Origin of the sequence: Gordonia sp. OPL2, from assembly GCF_003797825.1 — a bacterium.
Lineage (GTDB): Bacteria > Actinomycetota > Actinomycetes > Mycobacteriales > Mycobacteriaceae > Gordonia.
Map to the genome: position 1 here is coordinate 1 of NZ_RKME01000007.1, position 16,501 is coordinate 16,501.

Below are 16,501 nucleotides of genomic sequence, written 5' to 3' on the forward strand. Positions count from 1 at the left end.
CTTTTCGGGAGGGGGCAGATTTCGGGAGGGCGGATACCGGGAGGCGCTTTTCGGGAGGGGCAGATTTCGAGATGAGCCGCGGGTCAGTGCGCCCCGACCGGCGAATGACCCAGGAACTCCAGGATCGACTGCCGCCGAAGCTGATACGACTCCTCGAACTGCGCCTTCGGGTCCCGCGGCCGGTCGATGGTGATGACGTCGGCGACGGTGGCCGGGCGATGGGTCAGCAGCACCACACGGTCGGCCAGCAGCAGCGCCTCGTCGACGTCGTGGGTGACGAAGAGAATGGTCATCTGGGTCTGCTCCCACACCGAGATCAGCAGTTGCTGCATGTCGAGGCGGGTCTGGGCGTCGAGCGCACCGAACGGTTCGTCCATCAGCATGACCTGCGGTTCGCAGGCCAGGGTCCGCGCCAGTTGAACACGCTGACGCATACCGCCGGACAGGTGGCTCGGCAGGTGATCGAGGTAGGAACCGAGGCCGACCTGTTCGAGATATCGGGTCGCGGCCTGCTTCGACTCGCGTCCCCGGACTCCGCGCAGACCGAGCGGGAACTGCACGTTCTTCAGAGCGGTACGCCACGGGAACAGCGCATCCTCCTGGAACACCATCGCGCAGTGCGCGTCGTTGCCGGTGATGGCTTTTCCGTTGACGGTGGCCTCGCCGCCCATCGGGGTCAACAGGCCGGCCAGGGCGCGCAGGATCGTCGACTTGCCGCAGCCGGACGGGCCGAGGAAGACCACGACCTCGCCGGGATCGATACCCAGCGTGACGTTCGCGGCGACCTTGCCGTCGAATCCGAGCCGGAGGTGGTCCAGGATGACCGAGGCACCGGCCCCGGTGCCGTGGACGGGGATGTCCGAGGTGGCCTTGGCGGAGGTGGTGGAGTGCGCAGTTGTCATGGTGGTCGTCCTCGTGAGGTCGGTGGGGGTGGAGGTCATCGCGATGCTCGCGGCAGCCAGTGGTTGATGCGCCGGCCGATCAGCTCGACGATCCACGCCGTGATCAGGCCGAGCGCTCCGATCGACAACATGCCGACGACGACGCCCGCATAGTCGAGCAGACCGTAGGACTGCCAGGTGTAGTAGCCGATGCCGAACTGACCGGAGATCATCTCCGCGCTGACCACGCAGATCCACGCAACGCCCATCGCGACGGAGAGGCCGGCGAAGATGCCGGGCATCGCACCCGGCAGGACGACGCTGCGCAGGATGGTCCACCGGCTCGCGCCCATCGTGAGCGCTGCCTCCTCCCACACCTTCGGCAGGGAGTCCATCGCGTGGATGGTGCTGACGAGCACTGGGAAGAATGCGGCGAAGAAGGTGATGAACACGATGCCCTGCTCGCTCGACGGGAACAGCAGGATGGTGAGCGGCACCAGTGCGATGGCCGGGATGGGCCGGACCATCTCGATGAAGGGGCGCAACGTCTTCCGCGCGATCTCGGATCGTCCGATCAGCATGCCGAGTGCGATGCCGACGATCGCGGCGAGACCGAAGCCGAGCAGGATGCGCTGGAGACTGGCGAACAGGTCGGCGTAGTAGCCGCCGCTGTTGACGCGGTCGATGAAGCTCTCGAGGACAGCACCCGGGGTGGGCATCCGGTTGAAGCGCAGCCACGCGACGACCTGGTTGTCGGTGAGGACATGCCAGATCACCACGAACGCGGCGATAGGGATCAACGGCAGCAGGATCGACATCGCGATCGTGCGCAATCGGTGGGACGGTCGCCTCGACGACGCGCTGTCGTCGGCCGGGGGCTGGTGCTCGCCCGCTGCGGGCACACCTGCCTGGCGGGTCTCGTCGGTCGCCGCGGGTCCGTCGTCAAGACGGTCCTGGGTCGGGGCCATGTGCGCCATGTCTGTCTCCTTCTGCGCGGAGACTCCTTCTTCACGGAGTCTCGATCGTGCGGGGGTGCGGGGATCGGGGTGGGTGGTCATCGGGCGTCGTGGATCAGAGGGTCGAGCAGGGTCAGACGGTCGAGCAGGTCAGGTGGTCGAGCAGGTCAGGTGGTCGAGCGGGACTGCGACACCGCCGTCTCGTACGACACCTCAGTCAGTTCGGGATGCGATGCCCGGTACGTCGCCGCGCCGGCTGCGGTGGCGAAGGGCAGGTAGCGACGGGACGCGGTCGCGGTCGGGTCGGCCAGCCAGGTGGCATGGGACGCGAAGAGTTTGGTCGCGGTCACCGCGTCGGGGACGTATGCTGCCCGCACCGCGGTGTCGGTGTCGGCGATCCGCCGCAGGGCACAGCTCGGTGTGGCCGCGACGTCGGTGGAGTCCTGCCCCGCGAACCACACCTCGGACGCGAGGGCAGGATCGCCGACGGGCAGACCGCAGAGGTCGTCGGTGCCGCGGAGCCGACTCGGATTGCCGACGTCGGAGGCTTTCGCCGCATACTCCGGGCCGTACAGGCGTCGGAGGTACTCGGTGTCGGTGAAGCGCGCGATGTCGAAGTCCTCGGCGACCGATCCCCGCGACACGAGGTAGGCCTTGACCTTCTCGAGTGCCGGACCGAACTGTTCCTTGATCGTCGGGTCGAAGGAGACGAGGCCGTTGGGACCGTTGTAGAGGTACACCACCTCGGGTTCGATGCCGGTGATCTCGCTGACCCGCTTCGCCGCCTGCATCGGCTGGCCGGTGATGTAGTCGGTGGTGTCCCGCAGCGCCTGCATGAACGCCGTCATCACCTCGGGGTTGGCTTGAGAGAACTGGCTGCGGGCGACGATGCCGTGGAACGTGGGGACTTCGTTGTCGCCACCGTCGTACAGCAGCCGGCCCTGGTTGCGGAAGATGACGAGTTGCGGCCACGGGACGAACTGGGCGAAGGCGTCGACCTGATGCCCTTCGACCGCGGCAGCGCCGATCGAGGGATCTTGATTGGCGACGTGGACGTCGTCCTTGCTGATGCCCGCCTGCTGGAGCGCGGTCGACAGCATGCCGTCGCCGGCCGAGCCGAGGCTCGTGGACACCGATGCGCCGCGCAGGTCGTCGAGGTCGGTGGCCGTCGACCCGGTCGGCACCACGACCTGGTTGAGCGAACCGCGCAGGTTGTAACCGGTGGTCGCGATGAAATCGGTCGTCGCGTCGTCGTACTTCTTGGTCTTGGAACCGTTGGTCAGCAGCGGATAGTCACCCATCGAACCGATGTCGACGTGCGAGGCGATCATCGCGGCGGTGAGCGGTGCCCCCGACGAGAAGTCCTGCCACACCACGCGGTACCGCTTGCCGGACTCCTCGCCCGCTTTCGCCAGGGCCTTCTCGAACTCGCCCCGGTCGCGCATCAGGGTGCCGGCGTTGACGGTGTTGATGGTCTTGGACTGATAGCCGACGTTGACCACGACCGAGTCGGAGTCGAACATCCCACAGCCGGTCAGCGCGAAGCTCAGCGCGACGGCCGCGGTGGTGATGGCCGTCGCAGCCAGAGCCCGGCGACCCGGACGCGCCGCGATGGTACGGGGTGCGGACTGCGAAGTGGTGTTCTTGGACATGACACAAGACTCGGAGCCGTCTGTTACATCTCTGCGACCCACCGTTGCATCACGGTTAAGCCACCAGGTCAGAGGCCCGGCCGGTGGGCGCAACTGAATCACAACGGTGTCAGATCGACCGTAAACCGCTGGTAGTAACCGTGTTTCGGCACCGCCGTCGTTCTCCACGCGATCCGCGTCATCATCGGAAGGCCGCGAAAACATGCCAACGCCACCATGATTCGGTGGCCTCGCGGGGCGCCGACGACAAGACTGGAGGGCATGGATCACACCAACTCCGCCACTCACTCGGACGCGGTCACGGCCGAACCCGACTACCGGTTCACCCTCGCGAACGAACGCACGTTTCTCGCGTGGCAGCGGACGTCCCTGGGCCTGCTGGCCGCGTCGGTGGGCGTCCTGCAGTTCCTGCCCGACGACAGCGGCCCCGGTCTGCGCTACGGCCTCGGTGGCGTCCTCGGTCTGCTGGCGGTCGTCACCGCAACCGGCGGCCTGCACCGCTGGCGCCGCAATGATCACGCCATCCGGCGCGATCAACCACTCCCCCGGTTGCAGATCGCCGGATATCTGTCCTTCACGTTGGTGGCGATCGGACTCGTGGCCGTCGCCGTCGCGGTGATCGCCACGATCACCCTGTGATGCACCCGCTGATGCAGCCACTGCCGATGCACCCACTGCCGCCCGACGACCCGGGCCTGCAGGCCGAACGGACGAGTCTGTCGTGGACGAGGACGTCGCTGGCGATCATGGCCAACGGCGTCCTGGTGGTGGGCCGTGACCTGACGCATCATCCGACGGAGTGGGGTCCCGCGCGCTGGCTCGCTGCGGGCGTGGCCGCGACGGTCGCCGCCGCGGTCTACGCGATCGGCCGTCGGCGCTGCCGCGACCTCGAGCGTCGCCCGCTGGCCCACCCGGTCACGGGTCGGGCGATGATCATCGGTTCGGGCATCGCCGTCGTGCTGCTGACCGCCACCCTGGTCACCGTCGCGCTCGCGTGACCGGGACACGACGAGACGGCCCGGGTGTCCGATCGCCGTGATCGGTCACCCGGGCCGTGCGGTGTGGGGACGACGCCGTCAGTTCGGCTCGACGCCGCTGGAGAGCCTGGTGTGCAGCGCTTCGGACGCTTCGTTCAGCCCGACGAACGTGACGGTGGTGCCGTGCTGTCGGTACTTGTCACGAATCGTGTCGAGGGTCGCCACCGTTGTCGCATCCCAGATGTGCGACGCCGAGAAGTCGACGACGACCCGCTCGGGATCACCGGCATAGTCGAACCGGTCGATCAGACCGTGACTCGACGCGAAGAAGAGGTCGCCCGTGACCCGGTACGTCCGGGGCATGTCGGGGCCGTCAACGTCGTCGATGTCGACGCGATCGGCGCCCTCGATCGACGCCCGCCCGGCGGCGCGGCTCACGAACAGGATCATCGCGCACAGCACGCCGACGATGACACCGTAGGCCAGATTGTGGGTGATAACGGTGACGGCGACCGTGGCCAGCATCGTCGCCGACTCCCCGATCGGCATACGACGCAATGTCTTCGGTGAAATCGATCGCCAGTCCATGGTCGCGACGGAGACCATGATCATCACCGCGACGAGTGCGGCCATCGGGATCGCCGCCAGCGCCGGGCTGAAGAAGAGCACCATGCACAGCAGTGCCGCGCCGGCCACGAATGTCGAGATCCGCGTGCGCCCTCCACTCTTCACGTTCATCATCGTCTGCCCGATCATCGCGCATCCGCCCATGCCGCCGAAGAACCCGGTCACGAGGTTGCCGACGCCCTGCCCCCAGCTCTCGCGCTTCAGATCCGACGACGTGTCGGTCAGATCGTCGACCAGTTTGGCGGTGATGAGGGACTCCAACAATCCCACCAGGGCGACGGCGAGGGCGTACGGGAAGATGATCCGCAGCGTGTCGAGGGTGAGATGAACGCCCGGCAGGCCGAGGGTCGGCATGTCCGAGGAGACCGTGCCCTCGTCTCCCACTCGGGGCACCGCGACGGTGAACACGACCGCGATCACGGTCAGGATGCCCGTCGCGACCAGCGGCGCAGGGACGACAGTCGTCAGTTTGGGCAGTGCGACCATCATGATCAGACCGGCCGCGGTCATCGGATACACCAGCCACGGGACACCGATGAGGTGGGGCAGCTGTGCCGTGAAGATCAGGATCGCGAGCGCGTTGACGAAGCCCGTCATCACGCTGTGCGGGATGAACCGCATCAACTTCGCGACCCCGAGGACCGACATCGCGACCTGCAGGAGTCCCGCCAGGATCACCGTCGCGATCAGGTAGTCCACTCCGTGGTCACGAACCACCGGAGCCACCACCAGCGCCACCGAGCCGGCCGCTGCGGAGACCATCGCCGGCCGGCCGCCGACCACTGCGATGGTCATCGCGAAGAGGAACGACGTGAACAATCCGACCGCCGGCCCGACCCCGGCGATGATCGAGAACGAGATCGTCTCGGGGATCAGCGCGAGCGCGGTCACCAGTCCGGCGAAGAACTCCGTCCGGAACCGCCGGGGATCGCGGAGGGCGGCCAGGGTCGACGACCCGCGGAGCCCACCCGCCGACCGGGTGACGGCCGACGCCACCCGGGACCGGAACTCCGAAGGCGGCGAATGTGGTTGTGTGTCAACACTCATCAGGATCTCCTCTCGATCGTCGACGGTGTGCGGTGTGCGACTCGAGCTGTCGGTGGCGCCGTGGCACCACCGACAGCTCGACGTAGGTACTAGACCGCGACCTCGGCCTGGCGTTTCGGGACGAAGTCGAGGGGGGCGCCCGGCGGGATCAGCTCCTCGCGCTCCACCGACTCGTCGTGTTCCCGGATGACACGGTGCGCGTGCTGCATGACCCACCACCGCACGAAGGTCTGATTGACCGGTTCCCGCTCCTTCGGGTCCTCCAGCAGGTTGATGATGCGGGCGAATCCCAGCGGGATCTCCGGATCATGGAAGTGCTGCTGGCGGACGAAGCTGATCTTGAACTGCGACCACTTCACCGCGTGGAGCTCGTCGTTGAGCCACACCATGCATGCCTCACGCGCCGATTCCTCTGCGCCGCCGAAGAACTCCCGCTGATCGATTCCGTCGATCAGTCGATCGTCGGGGACCTCACATCCCGCGTAACGCAGCAGGGTGGTGAACATGTCCGTCACGTGCACCATCTCGTTGCTCTCCCGCGGCGCGACGTGCCCGGGCCAGCGGATGATCGCCGGGGTGCGGATGCCACCTTCAGCGGAACTGAAGTACGAGCCGTCGAAGAAGCCCGCGGTGCCGCGACCGGCGAGGTGATCCTCGGGACCGTTGTCGCCGGCGAACACGACGATCGTGTTGTCGGCGATCCCGAGTTCGTCCAGTTTGTTCAGGATGCTCTGGAAGTCGTGGTCGAGCATGAGCAGCGCGTCGCCCCAGTCCCCATTGCTGCTCGTGCCGCGGAACTCTTCACGCACCTCGATCGGGAAGTGCAGCAGAGAATGGTTGTGGTACAGGAAGAACGGCTTGTCGTCGGCGACGCTGCGCTCCATGAAGGCATGGGCGCGACGGTCGTACTCGGCATCCATGCGGCCCTTGAGTTCGACAGTCAGCTGCTCGTCGGTGGTGTGGACGCCATTCTCTTTGGTGCCGTCGTACATGTAAGACCAGCCATCGCGTTCGCCCTTGTACCACGGGTCGTCGGGCCAGAGGCACTCGTCGTAGGTGCGGGCGGGGCCGTACCACTCGTCGAAGCCGTGGTCGGTGGGCCAGCGCCCGTCCTCGGCGCCGATGTGCCACTTGCCATAGCAGGCGGTCGCGTAGCCGGCGTCGGACAGGATGTCGCCCATGGTCCTCTCCCAGGCGACGAGGCCGCCGGCGTTGCCGCCCAGCGCGATGGTGTGATTGCCGGAACGGATGGGGTAGCGACCGGTCATCAGCGCCGAACGTGTTGGTGTGCACTGGGGTTCGACGACGAAGTGCGAGAGCTTCAGACTCTCCTCGGCGAAGGTGTCGATGTTCTTCGTGTCGGCGCCCCGGAGGATTCCACCGCCGTAGCAGCCGAGCTCGCCGAGACCGAGATTGTCGACGTGGAAGTACACGATGTTGGGTTGCTTGTCTGATGTGGACATGGGTATGCCTCACTTCCTTTCTGTTGATGACACTGGTGGTGCAGGTGTGGGGGTGACCGGCGAGGGCGGTCAGTGATCGGCGTCGGTATCCGCCGGGCGGACCCGGGGATTCACGGAGACCAGCGACAGCCGGTCACCGCGGTACCGAACGGATTCCAGATCGAACGGTGTCCCGTCCTCGAGATAGGACAGGCGGTGCAGGAGCAGAACCGGCGACCCGATGCGCACGCCCAGAAGACGTGCGGTGCCCTTGTCCGCGGCGACCGCCTCTACGGTGTTCTCGGCCTGCCCCAGGCGGACACCCAGCTTCTCCTCGAGAAGCCCGAAGACGTCCTCGTCGGCGAGATTGGCACCGGCGAGGGCATCGATGGCCTCGGGCCGCAGAGACGTGGTGTCCAGGGAGAGCGGGACGTTGGCGACCGACCGCAGCCGTTCGATGAACAGGATCGGGCTGCCCTCGGGAATCCGCAGTTTGTCGGCGACCGAGGGGGTCGCGGTCGCCTCCCGGGCCGACAGGACCTCGTTCTGCACCGACAGCTGATGTCCGGCCAGAGATTCCGCCAGCCCCTCGAGGCGATCGATGCGCTGCCGGAGCTTCGCACCGGTGACGAAGGTCCCCGCCCCCTGCACGCGGGTGATCAGGCCCTCGGCCCGCAGGAGGTCGAGCGCCTCACGGATGGCATTGCGACTGACGCCCCACTCCGCGGCGAGTTCGTTCTCCGGCGGCAGGAGCGGGCGCGGTGCCGCGAGTCCGCCGAAGGCGCCGTCGAGGATCTGGGTCCGTAGCACGTCCCGGACCCAGCGCGCGGCATCTTCCCGGGTCCCGGCGTACTTGCGTACCGGGGGCCGCGGGAAGTCCTTCGGCGGAATCCGTGGTCGCGATGTCATGTGATCACTTTCCCAACCGCACATTCCCGCGGATTTTCGTGGGAATTATCGATCGGTTACGCCACATCATGGTCGCACAAACTGCTGGCCAGCGCGTTTCCTCTGGCGCAATCGGGCGAGAAACGCCACCTGTACGCATCGTCGCCGTGGTCACCATCGACTTCACCGACCGCGATATGCAAGCGCGCCCCCTCCGCCACAGTGGCGGAGGGGGCGCGATGTGGACAGCACTCACACGTCGAGGAACCGCTCGTCGCCCGCGTTGCGAGTGATGAAGCTGCGCCGCGCATCGACGTCCTCGCCCATCAGGATGGAGAAGATCTCGTCGGCCATTGCGGCGTCGGTCACCGTCAGCCGCCGTAGGACGCGGGCCTGTGGGTCCATCGTCGTCTCCCACAGCTCTGTCGCACTCATCTCGCCCAGTCCCTTGTAGCGCTGGATACCGGTGTCGGAATCGAGCCGACGACCCGCTTCCCGTCCGGCGGAGACCAGACGATCGCGTTCTCGATCGGAGTAGGCGTACTCCGGTTCTCCGCGATGCCATTTGAGTTTGTACAGCGGCGGTTGCGCCAGGTAGACGTGGCCGTGCTCGATGAGCGGTCTCATGTAGCGGAACAACAAGGTGAGCAGCAGCGTCGAGATGTGCTGGCCGTCGACGTCGGCGTCGGCCATCAGCACGATCTTGTGATAGCGCAGCCTGGTGATGTCGAACTCGTCGTGGATGCCGGTGCCGAATGCTGTGATGATCGCCTGCACCTCGGTGTTCTTCAACACGCGGTCGATGCGGGTCTTCTCGACGTTGATGATCTTGCCGCGCAACGGGAGGATCGCCTGGTGGAGGGAGTCGCGACCGGATTTCGCACTGCCGCCGGCGGAATCGCCCTCGACGATGAAGATCTCACTGCGCTCCGGATCCGTGCTGCGGCAGTCGGCGAGCTTGCCCGGCAGTCCGCCGAGCGCGCCGGCGGATTTGCGACGCACCAGTTCCCGCGCCTTACGCGCAGCGATTCGCGCCTGCGCCGACGACGCCGCCTTCGTCAGGACCGTCTTGGCCTCGGCGGGATTGGCGTCGAACCACTCGGCCAGATGCTCGTGGCACACCTTGTGGACGAAGGACCGGATCTCGCTGTTGCCGAGCCTGGTCTTCGTCTGTCCTTCGAATTGCGGATCGGCGACCTTGACCGAGATCACCGCGGCGAGCCCCTCGCGGATGTCGTCGCCGGAGAGGTTGGGGTCCTTGTCCTTGATCACCTTGAGCGACCGCGCGTATCGGTTCACGACAGCGGTGAGCGCAGCGCGGAACCCCTCCTCGTGCACTCCCCCGTCGGGGGTGTTGATGGTGTTGGCGAACGTGTGGACCGATTCGGCGTAGCCGGTGTTCCACTGGAGCGCGACCTCGACCTCGTACCCCGTTCCCACAGAGGAGAATCCGATGACGGAGGGATGCAGGGCGTCCTTGGTGCGGTTGAGGTGGGAGACGAACTCGGTGAGACCACCGGGATGGTGGAAGCGGCGAGTCTGCGTGTCGCATCGGTCGTCGGCCAGTGTCAGGGCCAGCCCCTTGTTGAGGAAGGCCATCTCCTGCAGACGCCGCGCGACCACTTCGGCGTCGAGGTCCGTGGTCTCGAAGACATCCGGGTCCGGCCAGAACCTGACGGTCGTACCGGTCTCCGAGGTGGGCGTTCCGCGGCGGAGTGTGCCGGGCACCGACCGCTCGTATCGTTGGTGCCAGGTGTGACCGTCCCTCGACACGTCGACCTCGAGGCGGGTGGAGAGCGCGTTCACCACCGAGACGCCCACGCCGTGCAGGCCTCCGGACACCGCGTACGCGCCGCCCTCGGCGTCGAACTTCCCACCGGCGTGCAGCTGCGTCATCACCACGTCGATGGTCGGTATCCCGCTGGCGTGCAGGGCGACCGGGATTCCCCGTCCGTCGTCGATGACCTCGGCGCCACCGTCGGCCAGCAACCGCACCGAGACCCGCGTTGCGTGGCCGGCCATCGCCTCGTCGACGCCGTTGTCGATCACCTCCCACAACATGTGGTGCAGTCCTCGGGACGCGGTGGAGCCGATGTACATGCCCGGCCGCTTGCGGACGACGTCGAGACCCTCGAGAACGGTGATCGACTCGGCACCATAGGAACTCACATCGCGTTCGGTGGTCGTCACGTGGTCTCCCGGATGATGCAGCGGAAACCGATGTGTCCGGTCGATGCGTCCTCGGTGTGGCCTTGACGCGCCGCCGGTCGGTAGCGATTGCAGTAGTTCGGGGCGCAGAGGTGTGATCCGCCCTTCACCACCCGCCGCGCGAGATGCTCGGAGTCATCGGAGATGGACTCCTGCACGGGATTCCGCGGCACACAACAACTGCTCGCCGGGGCCGTGTTCTTGTCGCTCTCGGCGTGGCTCGCCGTGTAGCGATCCCGCGTCCACTCCCAGACGTTCCCGGCCATGTCGAAGAGGCCGTAGCCGTTGGGACGGAACCGACCGACCGGCGACGTCCCGGCGTAACCATCCTCCTCGAGGTTCTGCCAGGGGAACAGGCCCTGCCAGACGTTGCCGCCGGGGCGGCCGTGTGGTTCGTCGGCATCGCCCCAGACGTAGGGCATCCGGTCGAGCCCGCCGCGCGCGGCGAACTCCCATTCGGCCTCGGTGGGGATCGACTTGCCGGCCCATTCGGCGTAGGCGCACGCGTCGAGATAGGACACGTGGGTGACCGGGTGCCGATTCCGTTCCCCGACATCGCTGCCCGGACCTTCGGGATGACGCCACTGGGCTCCGGGTACGTAGGACCACCATCGCCGATGGTCGTCGAGGGGCACCGGACCGGTCGGCGGGGTGAAGACCATCGACCCGGGGGCCAGCAGGGCAGGGTCGGCGTCGGGGAAGTCCGCGGCGTCGGGCTGTAGCTCGGCGGTCGTCACGTAGCCTGTGTCGCGGACGAAGCGGCGGAACGCGGCGACCGTCACCTGCTGGGTGTCCATCCAGAATCCGTCGACCGCCACCTGGTGCACCGGCCGTTCCTCGGGATAGAAGTCCTCGGAACCCATCCAGAACGTCCCGCCCGGCACCCAGACCATGTTCTTGCGGGTCGTCGACGGGGTCGGCGTCATCAGCAACATGCGCCTCATCGTGCCAACCGGACGGGCCTTCGGCGTTGTCTGTCGTGTTACGCCACCTGGTCGTCGCCGAACCCGCAGCGCACGGTCATCGCGGAGGCGGAATCGGTACCGTTACGCCACCTCGTCGGGGGGTGCCGAACCCGCCCGCGTGCAGCACCGCCGACGGGAGCCGTCGACCGAAGACACCTTCGAGCCACGCACCCGCGTCTTGCAACGCCTCCGTGTCCAGACCGTGCGCGACACCTGTGCGGTCGAGCGCGTATGCGAGGTCCTCGGTGGCGATGTTGCCGGTCGCATTCGGCGCGAACGGGCATCCGCCGATACCGCCGAGGCTGGAGTCGAGAATCGTGACACCCGACTCGACCGCGGCAAGCGCGTTGGCGATGCCGCAGCTGCGGGTGTCATGGAAGTGGGCGCGCAGCGACATATCCGACGGCACGAGATCGGCGGCCACCGCGAACCGTTCGTGCACATCCCTCGGCACGGCGACGCCGATCGTGTCGGCCAGCGACAGCTCGGTCGGCGCCTCCTCGAGGACCCGGGCGAGGATCGAGCGCAGCCGTTCGAGGGACACCTCCCCCTCGAACGGACATCCGAACGCGACGGCGATGGTCAGGTTGGCGCTCACCCCCGCCTCCCTTGCCGTCCGCGCGATCCGATGCCAGATCCCGACACCGCCGTCGATGTCGGTGCCCTGGTTGCGCTCACTGAAGGTGTCGGTGCAGTGGACCACCGCATTGATCTCGCCGACCCCGGCCGCGATCGCACGATCGAGGCCGCGCTCGTTCAGAACGAGTGCGCTGTAGGCGATCCCGTCATCGGCGGGCAATCGGGCCACGAGGTCTTCGGCGTCGGCCATCGCCGGCACCTTGCGCGGATGCACGAAGCTCGTCACCTCGACACGGCGCGCACCGAAATCGACTGCACGGCTGACGAGTTCGCGTTTCTGCGCCGTCGTCAGCTCGACCTTCTCATTCTGCAGGCCATCGCGCGGGGCGACCTCGACGACGGTCACAGCAGGACCGGTGGCAGTCATGAGGTCAGCCTACTCATCGCGCTGAGCACGCCGTGCCCGCGCTCACCGATGCATAATTCAGACAATGTCGCCGCGAGCGTCGCCGCGCATCCACATGGCCGACCCGGCGGAGACCGGCAGGACGGGAGTCGAGGTTGGTGCCACCGACCACCAAGGGACGACGGACCGAGGCGGCGTTTCTCGACGCCGCCCGTCGGACGTTCGCCGAGAAGGGCTACCTGAACACGAAGATCGCCGATATCGCCGAGGCCGCGGGGCGGTCGACGGCCTCGTTCTACACCTACTACGACAACAAGGAGCAACTGCTCGAGGCATTGCTCGAGCAATTCAGCACCGGGGTCGTCGAGGACGCCCTGCGCGCCAAACACATCGACCCTGAGGCGGGTGTCCGTGCGGCGGTGTCCGCGTACTGGACCCATTACCGCGAGTACCTGCCGGAGATCATCGGACTGTTCCAGATGTCGATGCTCGACGAGACATTCCGGAAACGGTGGCGGGAGAAGCGGGCGTCCGGGATCGAGCAGATCCTCTCCGGGCTCGAGGGCGCCGACCGCGCGGGCCATCGCGTGGATCTGCCGCTACCGCTGCTCGCGTCGGCACTCGTGTCGACCCTCGAAGCGAGTTGCTGGATGTGGCTGACCGCCGACGGCGACATCGGCGTGGATCAGCCCGATGACGAGGCGGCGATCGATGTGCTCACCGCGATCTGGTTCCGCACCGTGTACGGCCGGGGACCGCAGGCAGGCCATCCGCGGACGGCCGAATAGATTACTGACCATGAGGACTGTGCGGCCCACGGATCGGGCTCACCGGCGTATCGGCATCGTGGTGTTCGACGGGGTCAAGATCCTCGACTACGCCGGACCGGCCGAGGTGTTCGTGGAGGCCAACCAGTTCTCCGGCGACTACGAGGTCGTCACGCTGTCGCCGTCGGGCGGCGAGGTGTCCACGTCGGTGGGCGCCCGGCTCTCCACCGAACCGATCGCCGGTTCGGGAGCCTTCGACACCGTTCTGATCGCGGGCAGTGAGCTGCCGCCGCCCGTCTTCGTGACCGACGATCTGATCGCGTCGGTGCGCCAGATCTCGACTCGCACGCGCCGGCTGGCCTCGATCTGCACCGGTTCGTTCGTGCTCGCAGCGTGCGGCCTGCTCGATGGGCGGGTGGCGACCACCCACTGGAAGTTCACCGCCGACCTGGCCCATCGGTATCCGGCCGTGCGCGTCGATCCGGACGCCATCCATGTGCGCGACGGCGACATCTACAGTTCTGCCGGCGTGGTGGCCGGCATCGACCTGAGCCTCGCGCTCGTCGAGGAGGACCACGGTGCCGAGGTCGCTCGCCGCACCGCACAGGGGTTGCTCGTCTACATGCAGCGCGGTGGCGGCCAGTCGCAGTTCTCCTCCTCGTTGGCCGGCCCCATTCCGCGGAGCAGTCCGGTGCGCGCGGTCACCGATCACGTGCGCGGCAATCCCCATCTCCCGCACACCGTCGGAAGCCTTGCCGCGCACGTCAACGTCAGTGCGCGTCACCTCACCCGGTTGTTCCGCGACGAACTCGGGACCACCCCGGCAGGCTTCGTGTCGACCACCCGATTCGAGGTCGCCCAGGATCGGCTGCTGTCAGGGCTCAGTGTGTCCGACGCCGCGCGCGCCGCAGGCTACGGCAGCGCAGAGGTGATGCGCCGGGCGTTCGTCACGCGTATCGGTATCTCGCCCCGCAAGTATCAGCAGCGATTCGCGACGACGCGACCGGTCCTGGTCGACGCCGGGAGCATGGCGGGCTGAGCGTCGGCGGCCACACTCGTGGTCGCAATCGTGGGATTTGTGTCGGGAGAAGTGGGACACGCGGACCCTCATCTGCGGCAGACTCGACTCTGTCGGTCCCGAATCGCCATCTGCGCGGGGTCGACGCGCCCATCCCCTTGCCGCATCTCATCACTCGAAGGAGTGCCACCATGCCCACGATCACCACCCCCGACGGCGTCGAGATCTTCTACAAGGACTGGGGAACCGGCCAACCCATCGTCTTCAGCCATGGTTGGCCGCTGTCCTCCGACGACTGGGACACGCAGATGATGTTCTTCCTCGACCATGGTTACCGGGTCATCGCCCACGACCGTCGCGGTCACGGACGCTCGACCCAGGTCGCCGACGGCCACGACATGGACCATTACGCCGACGATCTCGCCGCCGTCGTCGCACATCTCGATCTCTCGGACGCCATCCACGTCGGTCACTCGACCGGTGGCGGCGAGGTCGCGCACTACCTGGCGCGACACGGCCAGGACCGCGCCGCCAAAGCCGTCCTGATCAGCTCCGTCCCGCCGATCATGGTCAAGACCGACGCCAACCCCGACGGTATCCCCAAGGAGGCGTTCGACGACATCCAGGCGCAGGTGGCCACCCGACGCGCAGACTTCTTCCGTACCTTCGCCGAGGGACCGTTCTACGGATACAACCGCGACGGTGCAGAGCCGTCCGAGGGGATCATCGCGAACTGGTGGCGTCAGGGCATGATGGGCGGCGCGAAGGCGCATTTCGACGGCGTCGTCGCGTTCTCACAGACCGATTTCACCTCGGATCTGCAGTCGATCACCATCCCCACCCTGGTCCTGCACGGCGAGGATGACCAGGTGGTCCCGTATCAGAACACCGGTGTGCGTTCGGCAGAACTCCTGCCGAACAGCACCTTGAAGACCTATCCCGGATTCCCGCACGGCATGCCGACCACCGAGGCCGCCGTCATCAACGCCGACATGCTCGAGTTCTTCCGCCCCTGACGGATGGTGGACGGCGCCGGGAGCGAAGCGAGCGGGCCGAATCGGACCGGCGCCGGGAGCGAAGCGAGCGGGCCTATCGGACCGGCGCCGCGCCGCGCGTGCGGGGTCACGGTGGATCACGTTGCAGGATCCACACGGTCGGCCCTCCCGTGACCGTGTAATGCGCGCGCGGCGTCGTTCGCCATCGTCGCTCGTAGGTGACCGCGAGTTGTGGATCGCATGTCTGCACCACCACCGGCACCCCACCGTCGTCGGCCATCGCGATGACCGGGTCCACCAGATCGCCGAGCAATCCGCGCCGCCGAGAGGTCCGCTCGACGCCTGCGAAAACAATTCCCAGTGATGTTCCTGCAGGTGACGCTGCGGTTTCTGCCGTCACCATCTCCTCATACCGTTGCGTGAAGCCTGGTATTCGTGTGATCATCGCAGCGGTGGTCCGTCTCAGGTCCTCCGGATATTCGGTGGGACGTCGGTTCGGCGGCGACCACAGGATTACGCCGCGCATTGTTCCGTCGTCGCCGACCAATCCACGCGCCCCGTCGGCGACATGAGCGGCGAACAGCGAATCGGCCCACCAATGGATGACGTCGTCTCCCGGATCGGCCCCCAGTAGCCACCGATAGAGGGGCACCTCACCGATCCCGGTAGCCACGAGTGGCACCGCGATATCCCGATCTTCCCAGTTCAGGTCGCGTACCGAGACAGATTCGACCCCGACTGTGGAGGTCATTCGCGTTCACCCGACAAACGGGGCCACATCTGCGGAAAAGCCACCATTCCTGACTTCGTACCACACCGGGATGAATCCCCACAATGGTATTCACGCATCGTCGGAGTAATTGTTCGTCGCGCTACTCCGAGCGACAAGGATACGTCCAAACAATTCTCTGAAAGCGTTGAGATCTTATTCGTTTGAAATCTTCGTGAAATCGTTTTGTGTATGTACAGTGGGCCGCGTGATTCCATTCGCCCCGCTGCGAAGGAATTACAACAAATGTTGGATCTCAACCTCGAAGATAGGAGCAACCATGGCTGGAAGCATCGACCTCGAAGAGATCTTGGGCGCGGCTCT

Annotated in this window: 15 protein-coding genes; 5 read left to right on the top strand and 10 right to left on the bottom strand. The window is 66.6% G+C overall.

All coding sequences use genetic code 11. The annotated features are described in order from the left end of the window. Positions 1-83: 83 nt before the first annotated feature. The 3 genes from EEB19_RS09245 to EEB19_RS09255 form a co-directional block, all read right to left on the bottom strand. The gene (locus EEB19_RS09245; protein WP_187585426.1) at positions 84-902 is read right to left on the bottom strand and encodes an ABC transporter ATP-binding protein; all 819 of its coding nucleotides are present in this window, start codon (positions 900-902) and stop codon (positions 84-86) included. A 35-nt stretch (positions 903-937) separates the two neighbouring features. Continuing rightward, on the bottom strand, positions 938-1,858 hold the full coding sequence (locus EEB19_RS09250) for an ABC transporter permease (protein WP_262365536.1): 921 nt from the start codon (positions 1,856-1,858) through the stop codon (positions 938-940). A 146-nt stretch (positions 1,859-2,004) separates the two neighbouring features. Next, complete coding sequence (locus EEB19_RS09255) at positions 2,005-3,489, bottom strand: ABC transporter substrate-binding protein (RefSeq protein WP_187585428.1); 1,485 nt, start codon at positions 3,487-3,489, stop codon at positions 2,005-2,007. 261 nt (positions 3,490-3,750) lie between these two features. Between EEB19_RS09255 and EEB19_RS09260 the strand changes: the two genes are divergently transcribed. Then, positions 3,751-4,128, top strand: coding sequence for a YidH family protein (locus EEB19_RS09260; RefSeq protein ID WP_187585430.1), 378 nt, complete (start codon positions 3,751-3,753; stop codon positions 4,126-4,128). Then, positions 4,128-4,487: a DUF202 domain-containing protein gene (locus tag EEB19_RS09265; protein ID WP_262365561.1), complete on the top strand. Its 360-nt coding sequence runs from the start codon at positions 4,128-4,130 to the stop codon at positions 4,485-4,487. The genes EEB19_RS09260 and EEB19_RS09265 overlap by 1 nt, the downstream gene beginning before the upstream one ends. A gap of 78 nt (positions 4,488-4,565) precedes the next feature. Here the strand turns inward: EEB19_RS09265 and EEB19_RS09270 are convergent, their stop codons facing one another. The 6 genes from EEB19_RS09270 to EEB19_RS09295 all read right to left on the bottom strand — a co-directional run bounded on the left by EEB19_RS09270 (position 4,566) and on the right by EEB19_RS09295 (position 12,649). Then, on the bottom strand, positions 4,566-6,140 hold the full coding sequence (locus EEB19_RS09270; protein WP_187585434.1) for a SulP family inorganic anion transporter: 1,575 nt from the start codon (positions 6,138-6,140) through the stop codon (positions 4,566-4,568). 89 nt (positions 6,141-6,229) lie between these two features. Beyond that, positions 6,230-7,603, bottom strand: a complete 1,374-nt coding sequence (locus EEB19_RS09275) for an arylsulfatase (protein ID WP_187585436.1) — start codon at positions 7,601-7,603, stop codon at positions 6,230-6,232. A 69-nt stretch (positions 7,604-7,672) separates the two neighbouring features. After that, positions 7,673-8,491, bottom strand: coding sequence for a GntR family transcriptional regulator (locus EEB19_RS09280; RefSeq protein ID WP_187585438.1), 819 nt, complete (start codon positions 8,489-8,491; stop codon positions 7,673-7,675). A 231-nt stretch (positions 8,492-8,722) separates the two neighbouring features. Then, positions 8,723-10,660: a DNA topoisomerase (ATP-hydrolyzing) subunit B gene (gene gyrB / locus EEB19_RS09285; protein ID WP_187585440.1), complete on the bottom strand. Its 1,938-nt coding sequence runs from the start codon at positions 10,658-10,660 to the stop codon at positions 8,723-8,725. Further along, a complete protein-coding gene (locus EEB19_RS09290) occupies positions 10,657-11,613 on the bottom strand; it encodes a formylglycine-generating enzyme family protein (RefSeq protein ID WP_262365562.1) in 957 nt (318 codons plus the stop codon). Before EEB19_RS09290 ends, gyrB begins: the two co-directional genes overlap by 4 nt. Positions 11,614-11,698: 85 nt before the next feature. Continuing rightward, the gene (locus EEB19_RS09295; protein ID WP_187585442.1) at positions 11,699-12,649 is read right to left on the bottom strand and encodes a hydroxymethylglutaryl-CoA lyase; all 951 of its coding nucleotides are present in this window, start codon (positions 12,647-12,649) and stop codon (positions 11,699-11,701) included. 137 nt (positions 12,650-12,786) lie between these two features. Between EEB19_RS09295 and EEB19_RS09300 the strand changes: the two genes are divergently transcribed. From EEB19_RS09300 to EEB19_RS09310, 3 genes are all read left to right on the top strand, one after another. Further along, positions 12,787-13,416, top strand: a complete 630-nt coding sequence (locus EEB19_RS09300) for a TetR/AcrR family transcriptional regulator (protein ID WP_187585444.1) — start codon at positions 12,787-12,789, stop codon at positions 13,414-13,416. A gap of 10 nt (positions 13,417-13,426) precedes the next feature. Next, positions 13,427-14,434: a GlxA family transcriptional regulator gene (locus tag EEB19_RS09305; RefSeq protein WP_187585446.1), complete on the top strand. Its 1,008-nt coding sequence runs from the start codon at positions 13,427-13,429 to the stop codon at positions 14,432-14,434. Positions 14,435-14,604: 170 nt separating this feature from the next. Further along, complete coding sequence (locus EEB19_RS09310) at positions 14,605-15,429, top strand: alpha/beta fold hydrolase (protein ID WP_187585448.1); 825 nt, start codon at positions 14,605-14,607, stop codon at positions 15,427-15,429. A gap of 106 nt (positions 15,430-15,535) precedes the next feature. Here the strand turns inward: EEB19_RS09310 and EEB19_RS09315 are convergent, their stop codons facing one another. Beyond that, positions 15,536-16,159 (bottom strand): hypothetical protein, encoded by a 624-nt coding sequence (locus EEB19_RS09315; RefSeq protein WP_187585450.1) that lies wholly within the window; start codon positions 16,157-16,159, stop codon positions 15,536-15,538. Between the last annotated feature and the right edge of the window lie 342 nt (positions 16,160-16,501).